At 45.7% G+C, this 17,037-nt stretch carries 17 protein-coding genes; 4 read left to right on the forward strand and 13 right to left on the reverse strand.

Annotation, left to right across the window (positions count from 1 at the left end):
- Positions 1–9 precede the first annotated feature (9 nt).
- On the forward strand, positions 10–2,808 hold the full coding sequence (barA, locus tag KJB35_RS10135; protein WP_033907441.1) for a two-component sensor histidine kinase BarA: 2,799 nt from the start codon (positions 10–12) through the stop codon (positions 2,806–2,808).
- A 69-nt stretch (positions 2,809–2,877) separates the two neighbouring features.
- Here the strand turns inward: barA and acpS are convergent, their stop codons facing one another.
- The 11 genes from acpS to rpoE all read right to left on the reverse strand — a co-directional run bounded on the left by acpS (position 2,878) and on the right by rpoE (position 12,117).
- On the reverse strand, positions 2,878–3,258 hold the full coding sequence (acpS, locus tag KJB35_RS10140) for a holo-ACP synthase (RefSeq protein WP_053306776.1): 381 nt from the start codon (positions 3,256–3,258) through the stop codon (positions 2,878–2,880).
- Positions 3,259–3,268: 10 nt separating this feature from the next.
- The gene (gene pdxJ / locus KJB35_RS10145; RefSeq protein ID WP_053306777.1) at positions 3,269–4,003 is read right to left on the reverse strand and encodes a pyridoxine 5'-phosphate synthase; all 735 of its coding nucleotides are present in this window, start codon (positions 4,001–4,003) and stop codon (positions 3,269–3,271) included.
- Positions 4,000–4,731 (reverse strand): DNA repair protein RecO, encoded by a 732-nt coding sequence (recO, locus tag KJB35_RS10150; RefSeq protein WP_005384578.1) that lies wholly within the window; start codon positions 4,729–4,731, stop codon positions 4,000–4,002. The genes pdxJ and recO overlap by 4 nt, the downstream gene beginning before the upstream one ends.
- Positions 4,732–4,846: 115 nt before the next feature.
- The gene (era, locus tag KJB35_RS10155; RefSeq protein ID WP_005380931.1) at positions 4,847–5,809 is read right to left on the reverse strand and encodes a GTPase Era; all 963 of its coding nucleotides are present in this window, start codon (positions 5,807–5,809) and stop codon (positions 4,847–4,849) included.
- Entirely contained in the window at positions 5,802–6,479 is a 678-nt protein-coding gene (rnc, locus tag KJB35_RS10160) for a ribonuclease III (protein WP_005380932.1), read from the reverse strand. The genes era and rnc overlap by 8 nt, the downstream gene beginning before the upstream one ends.
- 21 nt (positions 6,480–6,500) lie before the next feature.
- Positions 6,501–7,400 (reverse strand): signal peptidase I, encoded by a 900-nt coding sequence (gene lepB / locus KJB35_RS10165; RefSeq protein WP_005380933.1) that lies wholly within the window; start codon positions 7,398–7,400, stop codon positions 6,501–6,503.
- 104 nt (positions 7,401–7,504) lie between these two features.
- Positions 7,505–9,298, reverse strand: coding sequence for a translation elongation factor 4 (gene lepA / locus KJB35_RS10170; RefSeq protein WP_005380934.1), 1,794 nt, complete (start codon positions 9,296–9,298; stop codon positions 7,505–7,507).
- 158 nt (positions 9,299–9,456) lie between these two features.
- On the reverse strand, positions 9,457–9,927 hold the full coding sequence (locus tag KJB35_RS10175) for a SoxR reducing system RseC family protein (RefSeq protein ID WP_005384575.1): 471 nt from the start codon (positions 9,925–9,927) through the stop codon (positions 9,457–9,459).
- Positions 9,928–9,929: 2 nt separating this feature from the next.
- The gene (gene rseB / locus KJB35_RS10180; protein ID WP_005380941.1) at positions 9,930–10,889 is read right to left on the reverse strand and encodes a sigma-E factor regulatory protein RseB; all 960 of its coding nucleotides are present in this window, start codon (positions 10,887–10,889) and stop codon (positions 9,930–9,932) included.
- Entirely contained in the window at positions 10,886–11,512 is a 627-nt protein-coding gene (locus tag KJB35_RS10185; RefSeq protein ID WP_285358615.1) for a sigma-E factor negative regulatory protein, read from the reverse strand. The genes rseB and KJB35_RS10185 overlap by 4 nt, the downstream gene beginning before the upstream one ends.
- 26 nt (positions 11,513–11,538) lie before the next feature.
- Entirely contained in the window at positions 11,539–12,117 is a 579-nt protein-coding gene (rpoE, locus tag KJB35_RS10190) for an RNA polymerase sigma factor RpoE (protein WP_005380946.1), read from the reverse strand.
- A gap of 554 nt (positions 12,118–12,671) precedes the next feature.
- Between rpoE and nadB the strand changes: the two genes are divergently transcribed.
- Positions 12,672–14,285, forward strand: coding sequence for an L-aspartate oxidase (gene nadB, locus KJB35_RS10195; protein WP_130544997.1), 1,614 nt, complete (start codon positions 12,672–12,674; stop codon positions 14,283–14,285).
- A 22-nt stretch (positions 14,286–14,307) separates the two neighbouring features.
- On the opposite strand, the gene KJB35_RS10200 is transcribed toward nadB, so the two are convergent.
- Positions 14,308–14,769: a protein YgfX gene (locus KJB35_RS10200; RefSeq protein ID WP_224721353.1), complete on the reverse strand. Its 462-nt coding sequence runs from the start codon at positions 14,767–14,769 to the stop codon at positions 14,308–14,310.
- On the reverse strand, positions 14,738–14,998 hold the full coding sequence (locus KJB35_RS10205) for a succinate dehydrogenase assembly factor 2 (protein ID WP_005380951.1): 261 nt from the start codon (positions 14,996–14,998) through the stop codon (positions 14,738–14,740). Before KJB35_RS10205 ends, KJB35_RS10200 begins: the two co-directional genes overlap by 32 nt.
- 189 nt (positions 14,999–15,187) lie before the next feature.
- Here KJB35_RS10205 and ygfZ point away from each other — a divergent pair, with 189 nt between their 5' ends.
- Positions 15,188–16,156 (forward strand): tRNA-modifying protein YgfZ, encoded by a 969-nt coding sequence (gene ygfZ / locus KJB35_RS10210; RefSeq protein WP_065274852.1) that lies wholly within the window; start codon positions 15,188–15,190, stop codon positions 16,154–16,156.
- On the forward strand, positions 16,149–16,622 hold the full coding sequence (locus tag KJB35_RS10215; protein WP_005384562.1) for an aminoacyl-tRNA deacylase: 474 nt from the start codon (positions 16,149–16,151) through the stop codon (positions 16,620–16,622). The genes ygfZ and KJB35_RS10215 overlap by 8 nt, the downstream gene beginning before the upstream one ends.
- Positions 16,623–17,037 lie beyond the last annotated feature (415 nt).

The raw sequence follows: 17,037 nt of genomic DNA on the forward strand, positions 1-17,037 counted from the left end.
TTAGATAACATGACCAGATATGGCTTACGAGCACGTGTAATTACACTAACTCTCGCTCCCACTCTCATTATTGGTTTATTACTGAGCGGCTTTTTCTCATTTAACCGCTACCAAGACCTTGAGAAACAAGTTATCACCACTGGTAACAGCATTATTGAGCCGCTGGCGATTGCCAGTGAAACTCATCTACTATCAGAAAGCCGAGAGGCGGTACGTCGCTTGATAAGCTACGCGCACCGCAAAAACTCCAAACTGGTTCGTAGTATCGCGGTATTTGATGAACATCATGAGCTCTTTGTAACCTCTAACTTTCATCCTAATTTTGAAGCCTTGATGTTTCCCAAAGATAAACCGATCCCGCAACTGGGTAATTCGGAAATCTACGAAAACTCACTGATATTGCGTGTCCCCATTTTGTCAGAAGGTCACTACTTAGCGGAGTTGTCGAACGAAAGCCAAGGCACAAAAGCGATTGGTTACATCGCCGTCGAGTTAGATCTCTCCTCCTTGAGGCTGCAACAGTATCAAGAAGTCTTCTCTGCGTTTTTAGTTCTGGTTCTCGGTCTTGGCTTAGCAAGTGTGTTTGCTTCACGTCTAATGCACGATGTGACCCAACCTATCACCCACATGAAGAATGTCGTTGACCGCATTCGCCGTGGTCATCTGGATGTGCGTATCGAAGGCAAAATGCACGGTGAGTTAGACCAGCTAAAAAATGGCATCAACGCCATGGCGGTATCGTTATCAGAATATCACGTAGAGATGCAGCACAGTATAGACCAAGCCACGTCCGACTTACGTGAAACGCTTGAGCAGCTAGAAATTCAGAACGTTGAGCTGGATATCGCGAAGAAACGCGCGCAAGAAGCGGCCAGGGTTAAGTCAGAGTTCTTGGCGAACATGTCGCACGAGCTGCGTACTCCGCTCAATGGGGTGATTGGCTTTACTCGTCAAATGCTTAAAACGCAGCTTTCTAACAGCCAAACGGATTACCTACAGACGATTGAGAAATCGGCGAACAACTTGCTGAATATCATCAATGACATTCTCGACTTCTCGAAACTTGAAGCGGGTAAGCTGGCGCTGGAAAACATTCCTTTTGATTTCCGAGAAAGTTTAGAAGAGGTAATTAACCTACAAGCCACAAGTGCACATGAGAAAGGGTTAGAAATCACCCTAAAAGTGGACCCTAAAATTCCACCAGGTTTAGTTGGGGATCCACTACGTATCCAGCAAATTTTGACGAACTTAGTAGGTAACTCAATCAAGTTTACCGAGCGAGGCAACATTGATGTTAGCGTAGAAATGCGCTCTCAATCAGGAGACTCCGTCGAACTGCAATTCATGGTGCGTGATACCGGCATTGGTATCTCTGAGCGTCAGCAAGCGCAGTTGTTCCAAGCCTTTAGCCAAGCAGATGCAAGTATTTCACGTCGTTACGGCGGTACTGGCCTTGGTCTGGTCATCACTCAGAAACTGGTGAGCCAGATGGGCGGCGAAATCAGTTTAACCAGCCGTCTACACCAAGGTTCAACCTTCTGGTTTACGGTGCGCTTGCACTCAACCGAGATGCCAATGAGCGAACTGATTGAAGTGGAACTTCTGACTGGGAAGCAGTTACTGCTGATTGAACCAAACATGCAAGCCGCATCCGTAACCCAACAGATTCTAAGTCAGGAGGGTATTTTAGTAACCTACCGCTCTTCGCTACCAAACAACGAAGAACAATATGATTATGTATTGTTGAATTTAGCGGCCAACCAGACTCACGATGCGGAAGTTATTACACCTTGGATAGAACAAGCGAAACGTATGGCTCCGAGTGTTCTCCTAGGGACACCGAGTACCGAATTGGCGCTTGCGGACCAAATAATGACAGAGCATCACGTCCAGTGCCTGACGAAGCCATTGTCTCGCCGTAAGTTGCTACAAAGCCTGATTAGCGAACATGTAGAATCGCCACCGGTATTAAGCGCTCCAATTACGCCAAGCGAAGGGGACCGTTTACCTCTCACTGTACTAGCAGTGGATGACAACCCTGCAAACTTGAAGCTGATCTCTGCACTGCTCCGCGAACGAGTAGAAACCGTCACCGCCTGTAGCAATGGCCAGCAAGCGGTGAACCTGGCGACAGAGAAAAAGTACGATTTAATCTTCATGGATATCCAAATGCCACAAATGGATGGGGTGACCGCTTGTAAGCACATTAAAGAGTTGGAGCTAAATAAAGACACGCCAGTGATTGCGGTAACGGCGCATGCCATGGCAGGGGAACGAGACCGCTTGCTCTCGGCAGGAATGGATGACTACTTGACCAAACCTATTGAAGAGCATGTGCTACAACAGGTTTTGGTTCACTGGAACCCCAATGCTTGTACAGAGAGCATTGGCAAAGTCGCCCCTTCATACGTTGATGAACCTGAAGGAAGCGCACCACAATCCGTTTCTTCACCTCAACAGGATGTGATTATTGATTGGCAAGCGGCCTTGAAACAGAGCGCGAATAAAGAGGATCTCGCCAAAGATATGCTGCGCATGTTGATTGAGTTCATCCCTGAAGTAGAAGCGGTTGTTGACCAAGCTCTAGAGCAAGAAGATATCTCTCGTGATGACCTAATTCATGTCATCCATAAGCTGCACGGCAGTAGTTCATATTGTGGCGTTCCAAGACTGAAGTCACTCTGTGCGACGCTTGAGCAAGCACTGCGCTCAGGGATCAGTCTTGAGGAAGTTGAGCCTGAAATGTTCGAGCTGCAAGATGAAATGATTAAAGTCACAACGACTGCAAAATTATACCTTGAACAGTAATCTGCTCGAGAGACAAGAAAGCCAGAGCATCTGCTCTGGCTTTTTAGTATTTTGTTTAAGACTTACAAGCTAGGATTCAAAAATGACCGTCGCCACAGCGTAATGACGCTCATCGGAAATGGACAGGTGAATGTGGTTAACACCCATCGCATCCGCTATTTGCTTGGCTGTGCCCGTCAATGCGAGTACTGGTTTTCCAAGCTCATCGTTCGAGATGGAAAAGTCGTGAAACGTGACCCCTTTTGCGATCCCTGTCCCCAATGCTTTTGAGGCAGCTTCTTTAACAGCAAAGCGCTTAGCAAGATAACGACCTTGCAGCTTAAGCTGTGAGAATTTGGTCATTTCTTCTTCTGAAAGAATCCGCTGAGCAAAAGGTTCACCACTACGAGCTAACGCTTTTTCAATACGCTCAATTTCTGCAATGTCGGTCCCTAACCCTATAATCGCCATCTAGATAGCCCTATGACTGGCGAGCCTCAATCATCAGTGCTTTCATGTCAGCAACCGCTTTATTTAAACCATCAAATACTGCGCGACCAATGATTGAGTGACCAATGTTGAGTTCGTAAATTTCTGGTAATGCAGCAATTGGTGCGACATTGTGATAAGTCAGGCCATGCCCGGCATTAACAATAATACCTAGATCATGTGCATAACTCGCACCAGCGGCAATCTTCTTCAGTTCAGCTTGTTGTTCGTCTTCTGTCGTCGCATCTGCATAATGGCCAGTATGTAGCTCAATAAACGGAGCACCACACTTTTTCGCAGCTTCAATCTGTTGACGGTCAGCATCAATAAAGAGCGAAACTTTAATGCCGGCATCTGTCAGCTTTTTCGTCGCAGCTTTAATTTTGTCAAGCTGCCCTACTACATCTAAGCCACCCTCCGTCGTCAGTTCTTCACGTTTTTCAGGCACTAAACACACAAACTCTGGTTTAGTTTGCAGCGCAATCTCAATCATTTCGTCAGTCACTGCCATCTCTAGATTCATACGCGTTTGAATGGTTTCACGCAGAATACGTACATCACGATCCAAAATATGGCGACGGTCTTCACGTAAGTGGATAGTGATACCGTCCGCGCCTGCACGCTCAGCAATTTCAGCAGCGTGAACAGGATCTGGGTATTTTGTACCACGTGCATTACGTAGAGTGGCAATATGGTCGATATTGACGCCTAAATAAATTGAGCTCATTTTCCGTTACTCCGTGCTCTGGGGGTCTGAATGAAAAATTCACGACTTTTTAAAGGTTTGCCGCCAAGATACGGCTTTAAGGCTATACGTGTAAAGCGTTTTGCCGCTTTTAGCTGCTCTTTAGTGACGAACCGCCGCTCACTGATAGCAATCAGTTCATTCCCTAAAAACGTGAGGTTATCGCGCCTAACCGAAGCAATAAACCCTTTCTGTTCCCGGTAACGATAGGTCATTTCTGGATCGACGGGCTCGCCGGTACCTGCACAATGCAAAAAATCCACGCCATACCCCATCGCAGACAGCAAGGCTAACTCAAAACGACGCAGTGCAGGCTCAGGGTTCTCGTTGTGCGCCAACTCGGTTAACGCATGCAAATAATCATGAAATAGTGCTGGCATCGGCACTTCAGCCATCAAAATACGGCCAATCAGTTCATTGACGTACATGGCTGAGTAGAGATTAATGCCCGTTAACGGCAAACCTAGACTTATCGGCTCGGCTTGACGCAAAGTTTTCATTGAGCCTTTCCCCGACCATTTAAGTAATAGCGGGGTAAAAGGTTGCAATGCGCCTTTTAAGTTCGAACGCTTACTGCGCGCGCCTTTGGCCATTAAAGTCATTCGGCCATATTCCTCACTAAATACATCAAGGATTAAGCTCGATTCACTGTAAGGGCGTCGGTGCAATACAAAACAGCGCTGTAAACCTTCGGAAGACAGATTACTCATCTAAGTCATTGTGCCTAAAAAGTGTGAAATAAAAAATAAGGAGCCGAGCGGCTCCTTATTTTAATCGATACTGATTTTTCATCGATGTTGGAGCGAAGCACCTTCGCAGCCAAGATTATAAATCGTCTATATAACCCAACGATCGCAACGCTCGTTCGTCGTCTGCCCAGCCAGATTTCACTTTTACCCAAGTTTCTAGGTAAACCTTACGACCGAACAATTCTTCCATATCTAAACGCGCTTCGCGACCAATGGTTTTAATCTTCTCGCCGCCTTTGCCAATCACCATTTTCTTCTGGCCATTACGCTCAACAAGAATCAATGCATTGATGTGGAAACCGTCGGTTTCTGGGTTGTAATCAAAACGTTCAATCTCAACCGTTACTGAGTATGGCAGCTCTTCACCAGTAAAGCGCATCAGCTTTTCACGCACAATCTCAGACGCCATAAAACGCTGAGAACGGTCAGTCACGTATTCTTCTGGGAAGTGATGCGTTGCTTTAGGTAAGTGATTACGCACGTGCTTACGCAGTACGTCAATGTTCTTACCTTGCTTGGCAGAGATTGGCACAACATCCACGAAGTCCATCTTCTTCGACATCTCCGCCATGTGTAGCATCACGTCGTTACGATCTTGTACGTTGTCGACTTTGTTTACACAAAGCACAACTGGGAAGTTCGATTTTTGAAGTTTGGTCAGCACCATCTCATCGTCTTTAGTCCAATGCGTACCATCGACTAAGAAGAACACAAGGTTTACATCACTCAATGACGAGTTAGCTGCACGGTTCATCAAACGGTTGATCGCACGCTTTTCTTCAATGTGAAGTCCAGGCGTGTCGACGTAAATCGCTTGGTAATCGCCGTCCGTATCCACACCCATAATACGGTGGCGTGTCGTTTGCGGCTTACGAGAGGTGATCGAAATCTTCTGACCCAAAATCTTGTTCAAAAGTGTCGACTTACCTACGTTTGGACGACCAACAATAGCAATAAAGCCACAGTGTTGGTTTTCTGGCGAGCTTGGCTCACCTTGTGATGCGAAAAACGCATCGATATCGAATTCGTTATCAGCCATTTGTTAATTGCTCAAGTGCTGTTTCAGCAGCCGCTTGTTCTGCCTTGCGGCGGCTGGTGCCTTTACCGATTACAGGCTTATCCACACCTGCTACTTCGCACTCAACCGTGAACTCTTGGTTGTGCGCTTCACCTTTAATATTAGTCACTGTGTAGACAGGCAGCGGTTTTCTTCTGCCTTGTAGGAACTCTTGTAGGCGAGTTTTCGGATCTTTCTGTGAAACGCCTGGTTTAATGGCTTCAAGGCGTGACTGATACCAACTCAGTACAATGCCTCGCACAACTTCAAGATCACTGTCTAGGTAAATTGCGCCAATAATGGCTTCAACCGCATCGGCTAAAATAGAGTCTCGGCGAAAACCGCCACTCTTCAATTCACCTGGACCTAATTTTAAATAATCTCCTAGATCGAATTCACGACCCAGTTCCGCCAATGTATGTCCGCGAACCAAAGTAGCACGCATGCGGCTCATGTCACCTTCGTTCACTTTTGGGAAACGATGGTACAGATCATCAGCGATGACAAAACTTAAAATTGAATCGCCCAGAAACTCAAGACGTTCATTGTGCTTACTGTTGGCGCTGCGGTGCGTCAGCGCCAAATTGATAAGCCCGGCATCTTGAAACTGGTAGCCGAGCTTTCTCTCTAGTTTATCAATTGGAGAATTCATACTCTCTCGATATTTGAATGGTTAGTGAATGCCACCGATGCGGTTAAAACGCACACCAGTTGGAATCCATGAAGGTAGAACACTATCTGCGCCACGATCAAACTCGAAGCTGATCCAGATCGCGACAGCTTTACCGACTAAGTTTGCTTCTGGAACAAAGCCCCAGTAACGGCTGTCAGCACTGTTGTCACGGTTATCACCCATCACAAAATACTGACCTTGTGGTACAACCCACTCTGTCGTGCCGCTGCGTGGGAAATATTGCTCCACGCGGTTACGCACAAGAGGGTTAACCAAAATATTGTGCTCAACGTTACCCAATTTTTCATCCAGTTGGATCATTGGAATACCGTTCGAGCTAAACTGACTTTCTTCAACATTGCTCAGTTTAACTGGCTTACATGCCGATTCGCCTTGGCTTTGCACGCAAAGCTGCTTATCACTTGAATAACGCACGATATCACCAGGTAAACCAACTACACGCTTAATGTAGTCCACACTTGGTTGTGGTGGGTATTTGAATACCACGATATCACCACGCTCAGGCTTACCAGTTTCCACTAGCTGAGTACGCCATACTGGGTCTTTTAGACCGTACGCGTACTTCTCAACTAAAATGAAATCGCCAACCAACAAGGTAGGCATCATTGAGCCTGATGGGATTTGAAATGGTTCGTAGATAAAAGAACGTAATACTAAAACGAATGCGATCACAGGAAAAATAGAGACGCTATTTTCAACCCACCAAGGCTGACGCTCAACTTTTTGCAAGGTCACTGCATCCAAACCATTAGACGTCTGAGCTTGAATCTCAGCCAGTTTTTCCTGACGCTTTTTCGCGAAAACCAGCTTTTCCAATAGCCAAACAACGCCAGTTACCAAAGTCGCAATAACCAACATCAGTGAGAATGTATTCGCCATTAAATTCCCTTATCTAAAAATACGAAAGTGAAAGAGCCGAAACCCTTTCACTTATTTTAATATCTAACGTCTTAAGACCGACAAGTGTGAGACAAAGTTCAACTTTAGTCTTTACCTACGTGAAGGATGGCTAGGAACGCTTCTTGAGGCAGCTCAACGTTACCGATCTGCTTCATGCGTTTCTTACCTTCTTTCTGTTTCTTCAGAAGTTTCTTCTTACGACTTACATCACCGCCGTAACATTTCGCAATAACGTTCTTACGCAACTGTTTTACAGTTGAACGAGCGATAATGTGGTTACCAATTGCCGCTTGGATTGCGATATCAAACATTTGGCGAGGGATGAATTCTTTCATCTTCTCTACCAACTGACGACCGCGAGTCTGAGACTGATCTTTGTGTGTGATCATCGCCAATGCATCAACAGTGTCACCGTTAAGAAGAACGTCTACACGTACCATGTTCGAAGCTTCAAAACGCTGGAAGTTGTAATCCAAAGATGCGTAACCGCGTGATGTTGATTTCAGACGATCGAAGAAATCCAGTACCACTTCAGCCATTGGAATATCGTAAGTCACAGCGACTTGGTTACCGTGGTAAACCATATCAACTTGACTGCCTCGCTTTTCAACACACAGGGTGATTACGTTACCGAGGTACTCTGAAGGCACAAGGATATTACAACGCGCAATCGGTTCACGAATTTCTTCAATATCATTGATCGCTGGTAGTTTTGCTGGGCTATCAACATACAGCAGATCGCCATCCGTCTTCTCAACTTCGTAAACTACCGTTGGTGCTGTGGTAATAAGATCCAAGTCGTATTCACGCTCTAGACGCTCTTGGATGATTTCCATGTGCAACATGCCAAGGAAGCCACAACGGAAACCAAAGCCAAGTGCCGCAGAGTTTTCTGGCTCGTAGAATAGCGATGCGTCGTTTAGGCTTAGTTTGCCTAGTGCGTCACGGAAGTTCTCGTAATCGTCAGAAGATACAGGGAACAGACCTGCGTAAACCTGAGGTTTAACTTTCTTAAAGCCAGGTAGCGGTTTATCACAACCATTCTTCGCTAGAGTCAGCGTATCACCAACAGGGGCACCAAGAATGTCTTTGATACCACAAACAACCCAACCTACTTCACCAGTACGAAGGGTATCGGTATCTACTTGTTTTGGCGTAAAGATACCAAGGCGGTCTACACCCCAAACTTGGCCCGTACTCATCACTTTGATCTTATCGTTCTTCTTCAGTTCGCCGTTTTTAATACGCACTAGAGAAACAACGCCAAGGTAGTTATCAAACCATGAGTCAATGATCAGCGCTTGTAGTGGCGCATCTGGATCACCTTCCGGAGCAGGGATCGCTGACACAATGTTCTCTAGAACGTCATCAACACCGATGCCTGTCTTCGCAGAACAGCGGGTTGCTTCCATTGCATCGATACCAACGATTTCTTCAATTTCTTCCGCTACACGCTCAGGATCGGCTGCTGGTAGGTCAATCTTGTTCAAGATTGGCACAACCTCTAGATCCATTTCGATCGCGGTGTAACAGTTAGCCAGTGTTTGAGCTTCAACACCTTGACCCGCATCCACAACCAATAGCGCACCTTCACAAGCCGCTAGAGAACGTGATACTTCATATGCAAAGTCAACGTGCCCCGGAGTATCGATGAAGTTCAGCTGATACGTCTCACCGTCTTTAGCGGTGTAGTTTAGCGTCACACTCTGAGATTTGATGGTGATGCCACGCTCACGTTCAAGATCCATAGAATCCAGAACCTGTGCGGCCATTTCACGATCGGTTAACCCGCCACAAACTTGGATTAGACGGTCTGATAGGGTCGACTTACCATGGTCGATGTGGGCGATAATCGAAAAGTTACGAATGTGCTTCATAGATTTAGGGTGACTAACTCTTTACAAATAGGGACAGTAAGAAACGCCATCTACTGACGGCATTTCAATCAAGTTGGCAGATTCTACCGAATTTCGTTAACGGGCGCACGTAATTTAAAGTACATACCCAAATAACCTTTAGTGGAGGGGGACAGCACTTACTGGATTGGCTCTCCAAGTACCCGAACGAGGGTAACTTGGCGCTTAGATTCATCTTCTAACGGACGAGAAACACGTTTTGCGATCCACATTCCACCAGCGGCAAACAATACCGATGCCAATATGATGATGCCTTCCCCGCCGGCTGTCAGCGGCGCTAATAGGAAGTGACCAAACATCGCACCGATAATCAAACCAAACAATGGCAGTAAATAAACCGCCATTGCTGATTTTATTAGGCTCGACTCAGGAAAACCAATCTCGACGACTTGACCTATTTTCACCGATTTATCCGTGCGCAGGTGCCAAGATAAACTCTTGTTACCAATGGCTTTAGTAACAACGCCCGTTCCACAGCTTTTCTGTGAAGAGCAACTACTGCAACTGGTCTGCTGTTCGCAACTTAAATCAATTTCGTATTGCTTGCCGCGACGATGCACGTCTGTCACGGTAGCCAACGCGGTCATCATTGTTATTTACTCTTTGTTACATTAAATGTGACAGATTGGGCGATACGCTGTGCTGTGGTCGGTGGAATGTCTCCTACAACAGAGATTTCATGTTGACCACTCACAAAACTGTGTAGCGTTCTTCTGCCTTGGCGAACCAACTGCCCTTTTAACGAATGCTCATCCTTGTTTGCTACGTAAACAGAGAAGCTAAACAGACCATCAGAATACAGCTGGCTCTCCACCATTTGGTTAGTAACGGCCATACGATAGCGGTTGAGCTCGTTCGGCTCGAAACCCTCAGGGATCCAACCAACCTGCCAATTACTGGTCCCAATATCGCCTTTTGGCATGGTGAGAACAGCAGGTAATTGAACATCTTGCAGGCCACTCATTAACTCTGCGATTTTTGGGTTTACCGTGTAAGAAATAGTGCGATATTGTTCAAGCATCTCACCATCGCGGTCCACAAGGTCGGCACGTAACGGCAATTTACTCTTCTCATCGATCCATAGTACGTATGAATAGCGCAGACCGTCTTTAGGAACAATACGCAGCACTTGTGTTGCCACACCAGCTTCACGAGCTCTACCCACTTTTACGTAGTCGTAATACAAGTTTAGCTCATCGATATTGGTGTTGAGCATAGGCATAGTCGGAGCGACCATTTTACCTGACTCGATGGTGAATGGTTCTAAACCCGTTTCGATATAACTTACTTCAGTTCCGCGACGAATCACTTCACGCACAGGGCCACTTAAGTAGACAAGATGAGCATATTGATCGTCACCATGCGTGGCATGACGATACAGCAACGGCTCAATGCTGTTCTTTTTGATAAGGATATAAGAGAGTTCGTAACTTAAATTCTTACTCGCCTCGCTCATTTGATGCAATAAAGCCTCCGCTGGCTTATCACCAGCAAAGGCTTGAGAAGACATCATACTGAACAGAGCGCAAGCGCTGATCAGAAATTTTTTCATTCAATATCCGGATTCAGATTTGCATCTTGTTGAGATGCATCACTGTTAATTCGTAACTGCAATTCGTAGTCTCGCAGCATAGCATGAACACGCTTGCGCTGCTCTTGCATATTTGCCTCGCCTACAGAACGTTCTACAGACTCACGAGTCAAACTCACTGGTTCTGCGCTGCCAGCAAACGGAACCGTCTGCAATACAGGTAATTGATCTGTTTGCGGCGACATTGAATCGCTACCACCGTACTGCTGTACACCTAAAATAACAACAAGCGATACACATGCAGCAACAGCAACTTGACCAAACTGCGTCAACCAACCTGGCAACTGACGTTTTGCTTTTTGCGGTTCTGGTTGCGACTCTTTTGGCGTATCCGCAATTGAGATAACATTTGCACTGTGCGAATCAAACGCACGGTGTGCAGGTTCATCTTCTAACGCTAACGCCACGCTTTCAGCAATATTCCACTTAGGTTTTGCTGGCGCTTCGCCTCGCATCACATCACCAATCAGGTGATAGTTCTGCCAAGCATCACGGCTCTCTTGGTCTTGCTCTAACTCTTGAATTAAAGCCTTATCGACCAATTCTCCATCCATGAGAGCTGAAAGTTTTTCTTTGTCAGCCATTATTTTCACCATAGTTATTACTTGTACTAGCGTTGCAAAAGAGGTCTGATTTTCTTTTCCACCGCCTCACGAGCACGGAAGATACGCGATCGTACCGTTCCTACCGGGCAATCCATCACTTCTGCAATTTCTTCATAACTCAAGCCATCGAGCTCTCGTAATGTCATTGCGGTTTTTAAATCTTCAGGTAAAGCTTCGATTGCACTGAACACCACCCGTTGCAATTCTTTGGACAACGTTAAGTTCTCAGGGTTCGATATTTCTTTAAGTGCACTACCTGTTTCGTAAAATTCAGCATCTTCAGCATCGACATCTGTCGCTGGAGGTCTACGCCCTTGAGCAACAATGTGATTTTTCGCAGTATTCACTGCAATGCGATACAGCCACGTATAAAACGCACTTTCCCCACGAAAGCTAGGGATAGCTCGGTAAGCTTTAATAAACGCTTCTTGTGCTACATCTGGTACATCGCCAGGATTACTAACGTATCTGGAAATAAGATTACATACCTTATTCTGGTACTTTGTTACCAACAGGTTGAATGCTTGCTTATCGCCATTCTGAACTCGCTCAATCAATACTTGATCGGTCAGCTGCTCGTTCATTCGAGCGGATACTCCTATTTGTTATGCCCCTACTCTTCTCAGATATGGGTACTAATTATGCAAAACGTAGTATTGACACCACTGCTTACTTGAGCACTATTGTGACCCTAACGTGAATGAGAAAGTTCCATGGTTTCTCAAGTTTTTTGTCATTGTTTTTTCACAGTGTGATGTCTGTACCCAAATGACCACCGCTGCCTGACTTTAGTCTAAGTTTGACAAGCGAGCATCTTGGAGGGAAATGGGTATAATGAATGATCTCTGTCCCAGATTGTGCTGGGTCGAGCATGGAAAAGCAATGGCATTGACAAACTATTACTTTTCATTTGCATGGCTAATGGCTATCTGAACACCGCGTTACAAATTATAACTTAGGAAGCATGCTCATGCTCTGCATGAAAAAGAAGAGTGGCTCAGTCACCGCCGTAACACGGACGTCGATAGGTCTCCCAACTTAGCCCTTAGCGACAGATGTCGCGATAATGGAATGCACATGGTGTGCAAATAATACACAAGGTAACTTTGTTACCTTAGCTTGGGATTATAAAAGTTATATGAACACAAATCGTGAACATGAGTGTGATGTATTAGTGGTAGGGAGTGGCGCGGCAGGTTTGTCGTTGGCTTTGCGCGTTGCTAACCACTGTAAGGTGATGGTGCTGAGTAAAGGACCACGCAGCGAAGGGGCGACCTACTATGCTCAAGGCGGTATCGCTGCCGTATTTGATGAGTCAGACACCATTGATTCACACGTTGAAGACACGCAAATCGCCGGGGATGGTATTTGCGATGAGGAGACCGTAAGGTTCATTGCTGAGCATTCAAAAGAGTGTGTACAGTGGTTGATTGACGGTGGTGTCCCATTTGATCGTGAAGAAGATGACTCTGACGATGAACCTCGCTACCACTTAACTCGTGAAGGTGGTCATAGCCGTCGTCGTATTCTTCACGCGGCAGATGCGACAGGTATGGCGATGCAAACCTCCCTGCAAGATAACGCTCATAATCATCCAAACATTCATGTTCTCGAACGTCATAATGCTCTGGACTTAATCACCGAAGACAAAATTGGCGGTGATAAAAACAAAGTTATCGGTGCTTATATTTGGAACCGCAACGAAGAGCATGTCGAAACCGTGCGAGCCAAATTTGTGGTTCTCGCTACAGGTGGTGCTTCAAAGGTTTATCAATACACCTCTAACCCAGATGTGTCGTCTGGTGATGGTATTGCGATTGCTTGGCGTGCAGGGTGTCGTGTGGCTAATATGGAATTTAACCAGTTCCATCCGACGTGTTTATATCACCCAGAAGCACGTAACTTCTTGCTAACTGAAGCGTTACGTGGCGAAGGTGCTTACCTGCGTCGTCCAGATGGTTCTCGCTTTATGCCAGATTTCGATGAACGTAAAGAGCTTGCTCCGCGTGACGTCGTGGCTCGTGCTATCGACTTCGAAATGAAGCGTTTAGGCGCCGACTGTATGTATCTCGACATCAGTCATAAGCCTGCTGACTTTATTACGAAACACTTCCCAACCATTTATTCACGTTTGATGGACTTGGGCATTGACATGACTAAAGAGCCAATCCCAATCGTACCTGCTGCACACTACACTTGTGGCGGTGTCATGGTGGATAGAAATGGCAGCACCGATCTGAAAAATTTGTATGCGATTGGTGAAGTTAGCTACACCGGGCTGCATGGTGCTAACCGCATGGCATCAAACTCACTTCTCGAATGCGTGGTTTATGCTTGGTCTGCGGCAAAAGATATTCTAAAACATCACACTAACGTTGAGCTACCCTCACAGGTGCCATGTTGGGATGAAAGCAAAGTAACCAATAGTGATGAAGAAGTGATCATTCAGCACAACTGGCACGAGCTTCGTCTGTTTATGTGGGACTACATGGGCATTGTGCGAACTGACAAGCGTTTAGAGCGCGCCTTACGCCGTATCCAACTGTTGCAACAAGAAACACACGAGTACTACAGCAATTTCCGAGTGTCGAACAACTTATTAGAACTGCGTAACCTTTTACAAGTCGCAGAGTTGATGGTTCGTTGTGCGATGCAGCGTAAAGAGAGTCGAGGTTTGCACTACACACTTGATTATCCGAACCAACTGGAAAACAGCGGACCAACGATTTTGGTTCCAGCTAAACAGCTTTAACTTTGCCAAGTAAACTATTACATCAGCAGGGAGCATTAGCTCCCTGTTTCATTTCCCATTGGCGTAATACCAAAGATAGTTGACGATACTGCTCATCGTCACAGCTATCACGCCAAATCGTAACACTACGGCCAGATTGCAATTGGAATGTTATCTTGAATGGTGATGCCGATGTATCGACTCGCTGTAAATGACCCTTTTCGGACTCAATATCTTCCGAGTATTCGCCATATTCAAGGGCATCAAACCTAACCGAGCCATCGCAGTGCACATACCAATGCCCATGACTTGTAGGTTGAACAAGGCCTTGGCTTGAGAGAGCCTTAACAATCAGTAATAACAAATAAGTCGATAATACGAGCGGAATGCTAGAGAGGATAACAGCCCAAGTCATCAATAAGAAAAGTACAACATTGAGGACTCGGGCAGTCAGAGAGGGAGAAGCAGTAAAATTAACGAACTTTGCTGAGGTTATGGGCGACAATTTTATCAACCATTGCTGCATGACCTAAATTTTCGCTACGGCCATGCCCCATTACCCAAGTAAACAGATCAGGATCATCGCATTCAAGTAAAGAAACAAAGTCACGCTGCTCTTGTTCACTCAGAGTATCAAAGCACTCTTCAAAAAACGGCATAATTACTACGTCAAGCTCAAGCATGCCTCGACGACAAGCCCATTTAATACGCGCTTTTTCTTCCGGAGTGTACATTCACTATTCCTTCATAGATGTCTTGTTGTTAGTGCGGAGTGTAACAAGGGATGTGCTACGTCACTAGTGTGCGGGTCACAATACGATAGTGAAAGCAGACAAATGTTGATTCGTAAATCGCTCCCCTAGTATCTCAAGGTTATTTGGGTATAACATAGCGGAAAAATATCTTCAAAAGGCATTGTAATTATGGAATGGCAAACTCGTTTTTCAGCATTACCTCTCTCAACTCAAGACGCACTTCCAGAGTTATCTATCTCACTGCTGGATAACTTCGGCATGATCACCATGATCGGTGACGATAAAAAATCATACTTACAAGGTCAGGTTACCTGCGATGTTGTTTCTTTAGAACAAGACCAATCAACACTGGGCGCACATTGTGATGCAAAAGGCAAAGTGTGGAGCGTGTTCCGCCTTTTCCATCATCATGATGGCTACGGCATGATCCAACCAAGATCGGCGATTGACGTAGAACTTAATGAAATAAAGAAATACGCCATTTTCTCTAAAGTAACGATTGAAGCTTCTGATGACGTTATCTTAGGCGTTGCTGGCGTTAAAGCCGACGAATTCATTTCAACAATGAGCAAGACAACTGGCAGCGTTCGCCCAGTTGACGGTGGCACAGCCGTGCAAGTTGCACAAGATCGCTGGTTACTGATATTAAGTGCGCCAGAAGCACAGCAAATCGTTGAAACTACCGACGCGGTCTTTACGACAAATGAGCTTTGGAATCGTTTCGATATTGAGGCAGGTTTACCATTTGTCTCTGCATCCGCGCAGAATGCTCACATTCCACAAGCACTCAACGTTCAAGCTTTAGGAGGCATAAGCTTCACAAAGGGCTGCTACACGGGACAAGAAACGGTAGCACGAGCGAAGTATCGCGGTACCAATAAACGTGCGATGTATATCGTAAAAGGTGCGACTTCTGCTCCATTCAGTGACGAACCAATTGAGCTCGAACGCAGCGTAGGTGAAAACTGGCGTTCAGTAGGTGCTTTATTAAATCACTACCAGTTCAGTGACAATCACGCGATTGGCCTGATCGTGCTGCCTAATAATCTCGATGAGGACACTCGTCTTCGTTTGGTTGCGCAACCAGAGTGTGAATGGACAATCGAATCACTGCCTTACAGTCTTGATGATGAGTAATACAATCAATACTCCTTTGATGCAATTTCTCACAGACCAACACATTCCGTTTCGTCTGTTACCGCATCAAAGACCAGCAACGACCATTGAGGATGCCGCGCACCAACGCGGCATTCGCCCCTCTCAAATGGTGAAAGCAATCTTGCTACGAGACATGGGTAATCAATATGCACTCGCCTGTGCGCCAGGTGATCGTAGCGTTGATCCCAAAAAAGTGCGCTCGTTACTGAAATGTCGCCGGATGACTTGTGTTGATCAAGCCGACGTTGAGTCCATCACTGGTTACAAAATTGGTACTGTCACTCCTCTGTTACTCAAACGTCATATGCCAATCGTGTTCGACCCCAGCTTACTAGAAGAACAGGAAGTCACGATCAGCAGTGGCGATCGCATGGCTGGACTGGCGCTTTCTATCCAAGATCTTATCCAATTGTGTCAGCCGACCGTGGCTGAGATCTGTCGTTAATCGTCTAAAAACAATGTAATGACACGTAGTGTTTCTATCACTGCGTGATCTCGCTCATATCTACAAAAATAGACATAAGAATTTTTAATCACATATAAAACATAAATAGTCACATGAATAAAACTCGTATATGCTGAATTTGTTGGTTAAGTTTCAAACAAGCACTTAACCGATATAAAGTGAGTCAGCTAGCTGAGTGACAGCATTCATGCAGTTAGTTATCCACTTTTGTGTAATGCATCTGTGACTATTCGCCCGCTGAAGCGGGCTTTTTTTTACGTGGAACTTTTTCTCTTTCATTTCCTCTAATCGTTAGAACGTAAAGTGTGTTACGCGAAGCACGGCCTTAATAGAAACAACTAGCAAACAACCGTTTTCGTTCTATTCTTAATTCTGTAACAAAACTATTGCTTAA

The sequence above is a fragment of the Vibrio sp. D431a genome, assembly GCF_030248655.1.
Lineage (GTDB): Bacteria > Pseudomonadota > Gammaproteobacteria > Enterobacterales > Vibrionaceae > Vibrio > Vibrio alginolyticus.

Bases quoted from the DNA above. Each gene is read 5' to 3' on its own strand.
- lepA (WP_005380934.1), bottom strand. From the start codon at position 9,298: ATGAAGCACATTCGTAACTTTTCGATTATCGCCCACATCGACCATGGT.
- barA (WP_033907441.1), top strand. From the start codon at position 10: ATGACCAGATATGGCTTACGAGCACGTGTAATTACACTAACTCTCGCT.
- rnc (WP_005380932.1), bottom strand. From the start codon at position 6,479: ATGAATTCTCCAATTGATAAACTAGAGAGAAAGCTCGGCTACCAGTTT.
- rpoE (WP_005380946.1), bottom strand. From the start codon at position 12,117: ATGAACGAGCAGCTGACCGATCAAGTATTGATTGAGCGAGTTCAGAAT.
- era (WP_005380931.1), bottom strand. From the start codon at position 5,809: ATGGCTGATAACGAATTCGATATCGATGCGTTTTTCGCATCACAAGGT.
- nadB (WP_130544997.1), top strand. From the start codon at position 12,672: ATGAACACAAATCGTGAACATGAGTGTGATGTATTAGTGGTAGGGAGT.
- pdxJ (WP_053306777.1), bottom strand. From the start codon at position 4,003: ATGAGCTCAATTTATTTAGGCGTCAATATCGACCATATTGCCACTCTA.
- acpS (WP_053306776.1), bottom strand. From the start codon at position 3,258: ATGGCGATTATAGGGTTAGGGACCGACATTGCAGAAATTGAGCGTATT.
- ygfZ (WP_065274852.1), top strand. From the start codon at position 15,188: ATGGAATGGCAAACTCGTTTTTCAGCATTACCTCTCTCAACTCAAGAC.
- lepB (WP_005380933.1), bottom strand. From the start codon at position 7,400: ATGGCGAATACATTCTCACTGATGTTGGTTATTGCGACTTTGGTAACT.
- KJB35_RS10175 (WP_005384575.1), bottom strand. From the start codon at position 9,927: ATGATGACCGCGTTGGCTACCGTGACAGACGTGCATCGTCGCGGCAAG.
- rseB (WP_005380941.1), bottom strand. From the start codon at position 10,889: ATGAAAAAATTTCTGATCAGCGCTTGCGCTCTGTTCAGTATGATGTCT.
- KJB35_RS10205 (WP_005380951.1), bottom strand. From the start codon at position 14,998: ATGTACACTCCGGAAGAAAAAGCGCGTATTAAATGGGCTTGTCGTCGA.
- KJB35_RS10215 (WP_005384562.1), top strand. From the start codon at position 16,149: ATGAGTAATACAATCAATACTCCTTTGATGCAATTTCTCACAGACCAA.
- KJB35_RS10185 (WP_285358615.1), bottom strand. From the start codon at position 11,512: ATGGCTGACAAAGAAAAACTTTCAGCTCTCATGGATGGAGAATTGGTC.
- recO (WP_005384578.1), bottom strand. From the start codon at position 4,731: ATGAGTAATCTGTCTTCCGAAGGTTTACAGCGCTGTTTTGTATTGCAC.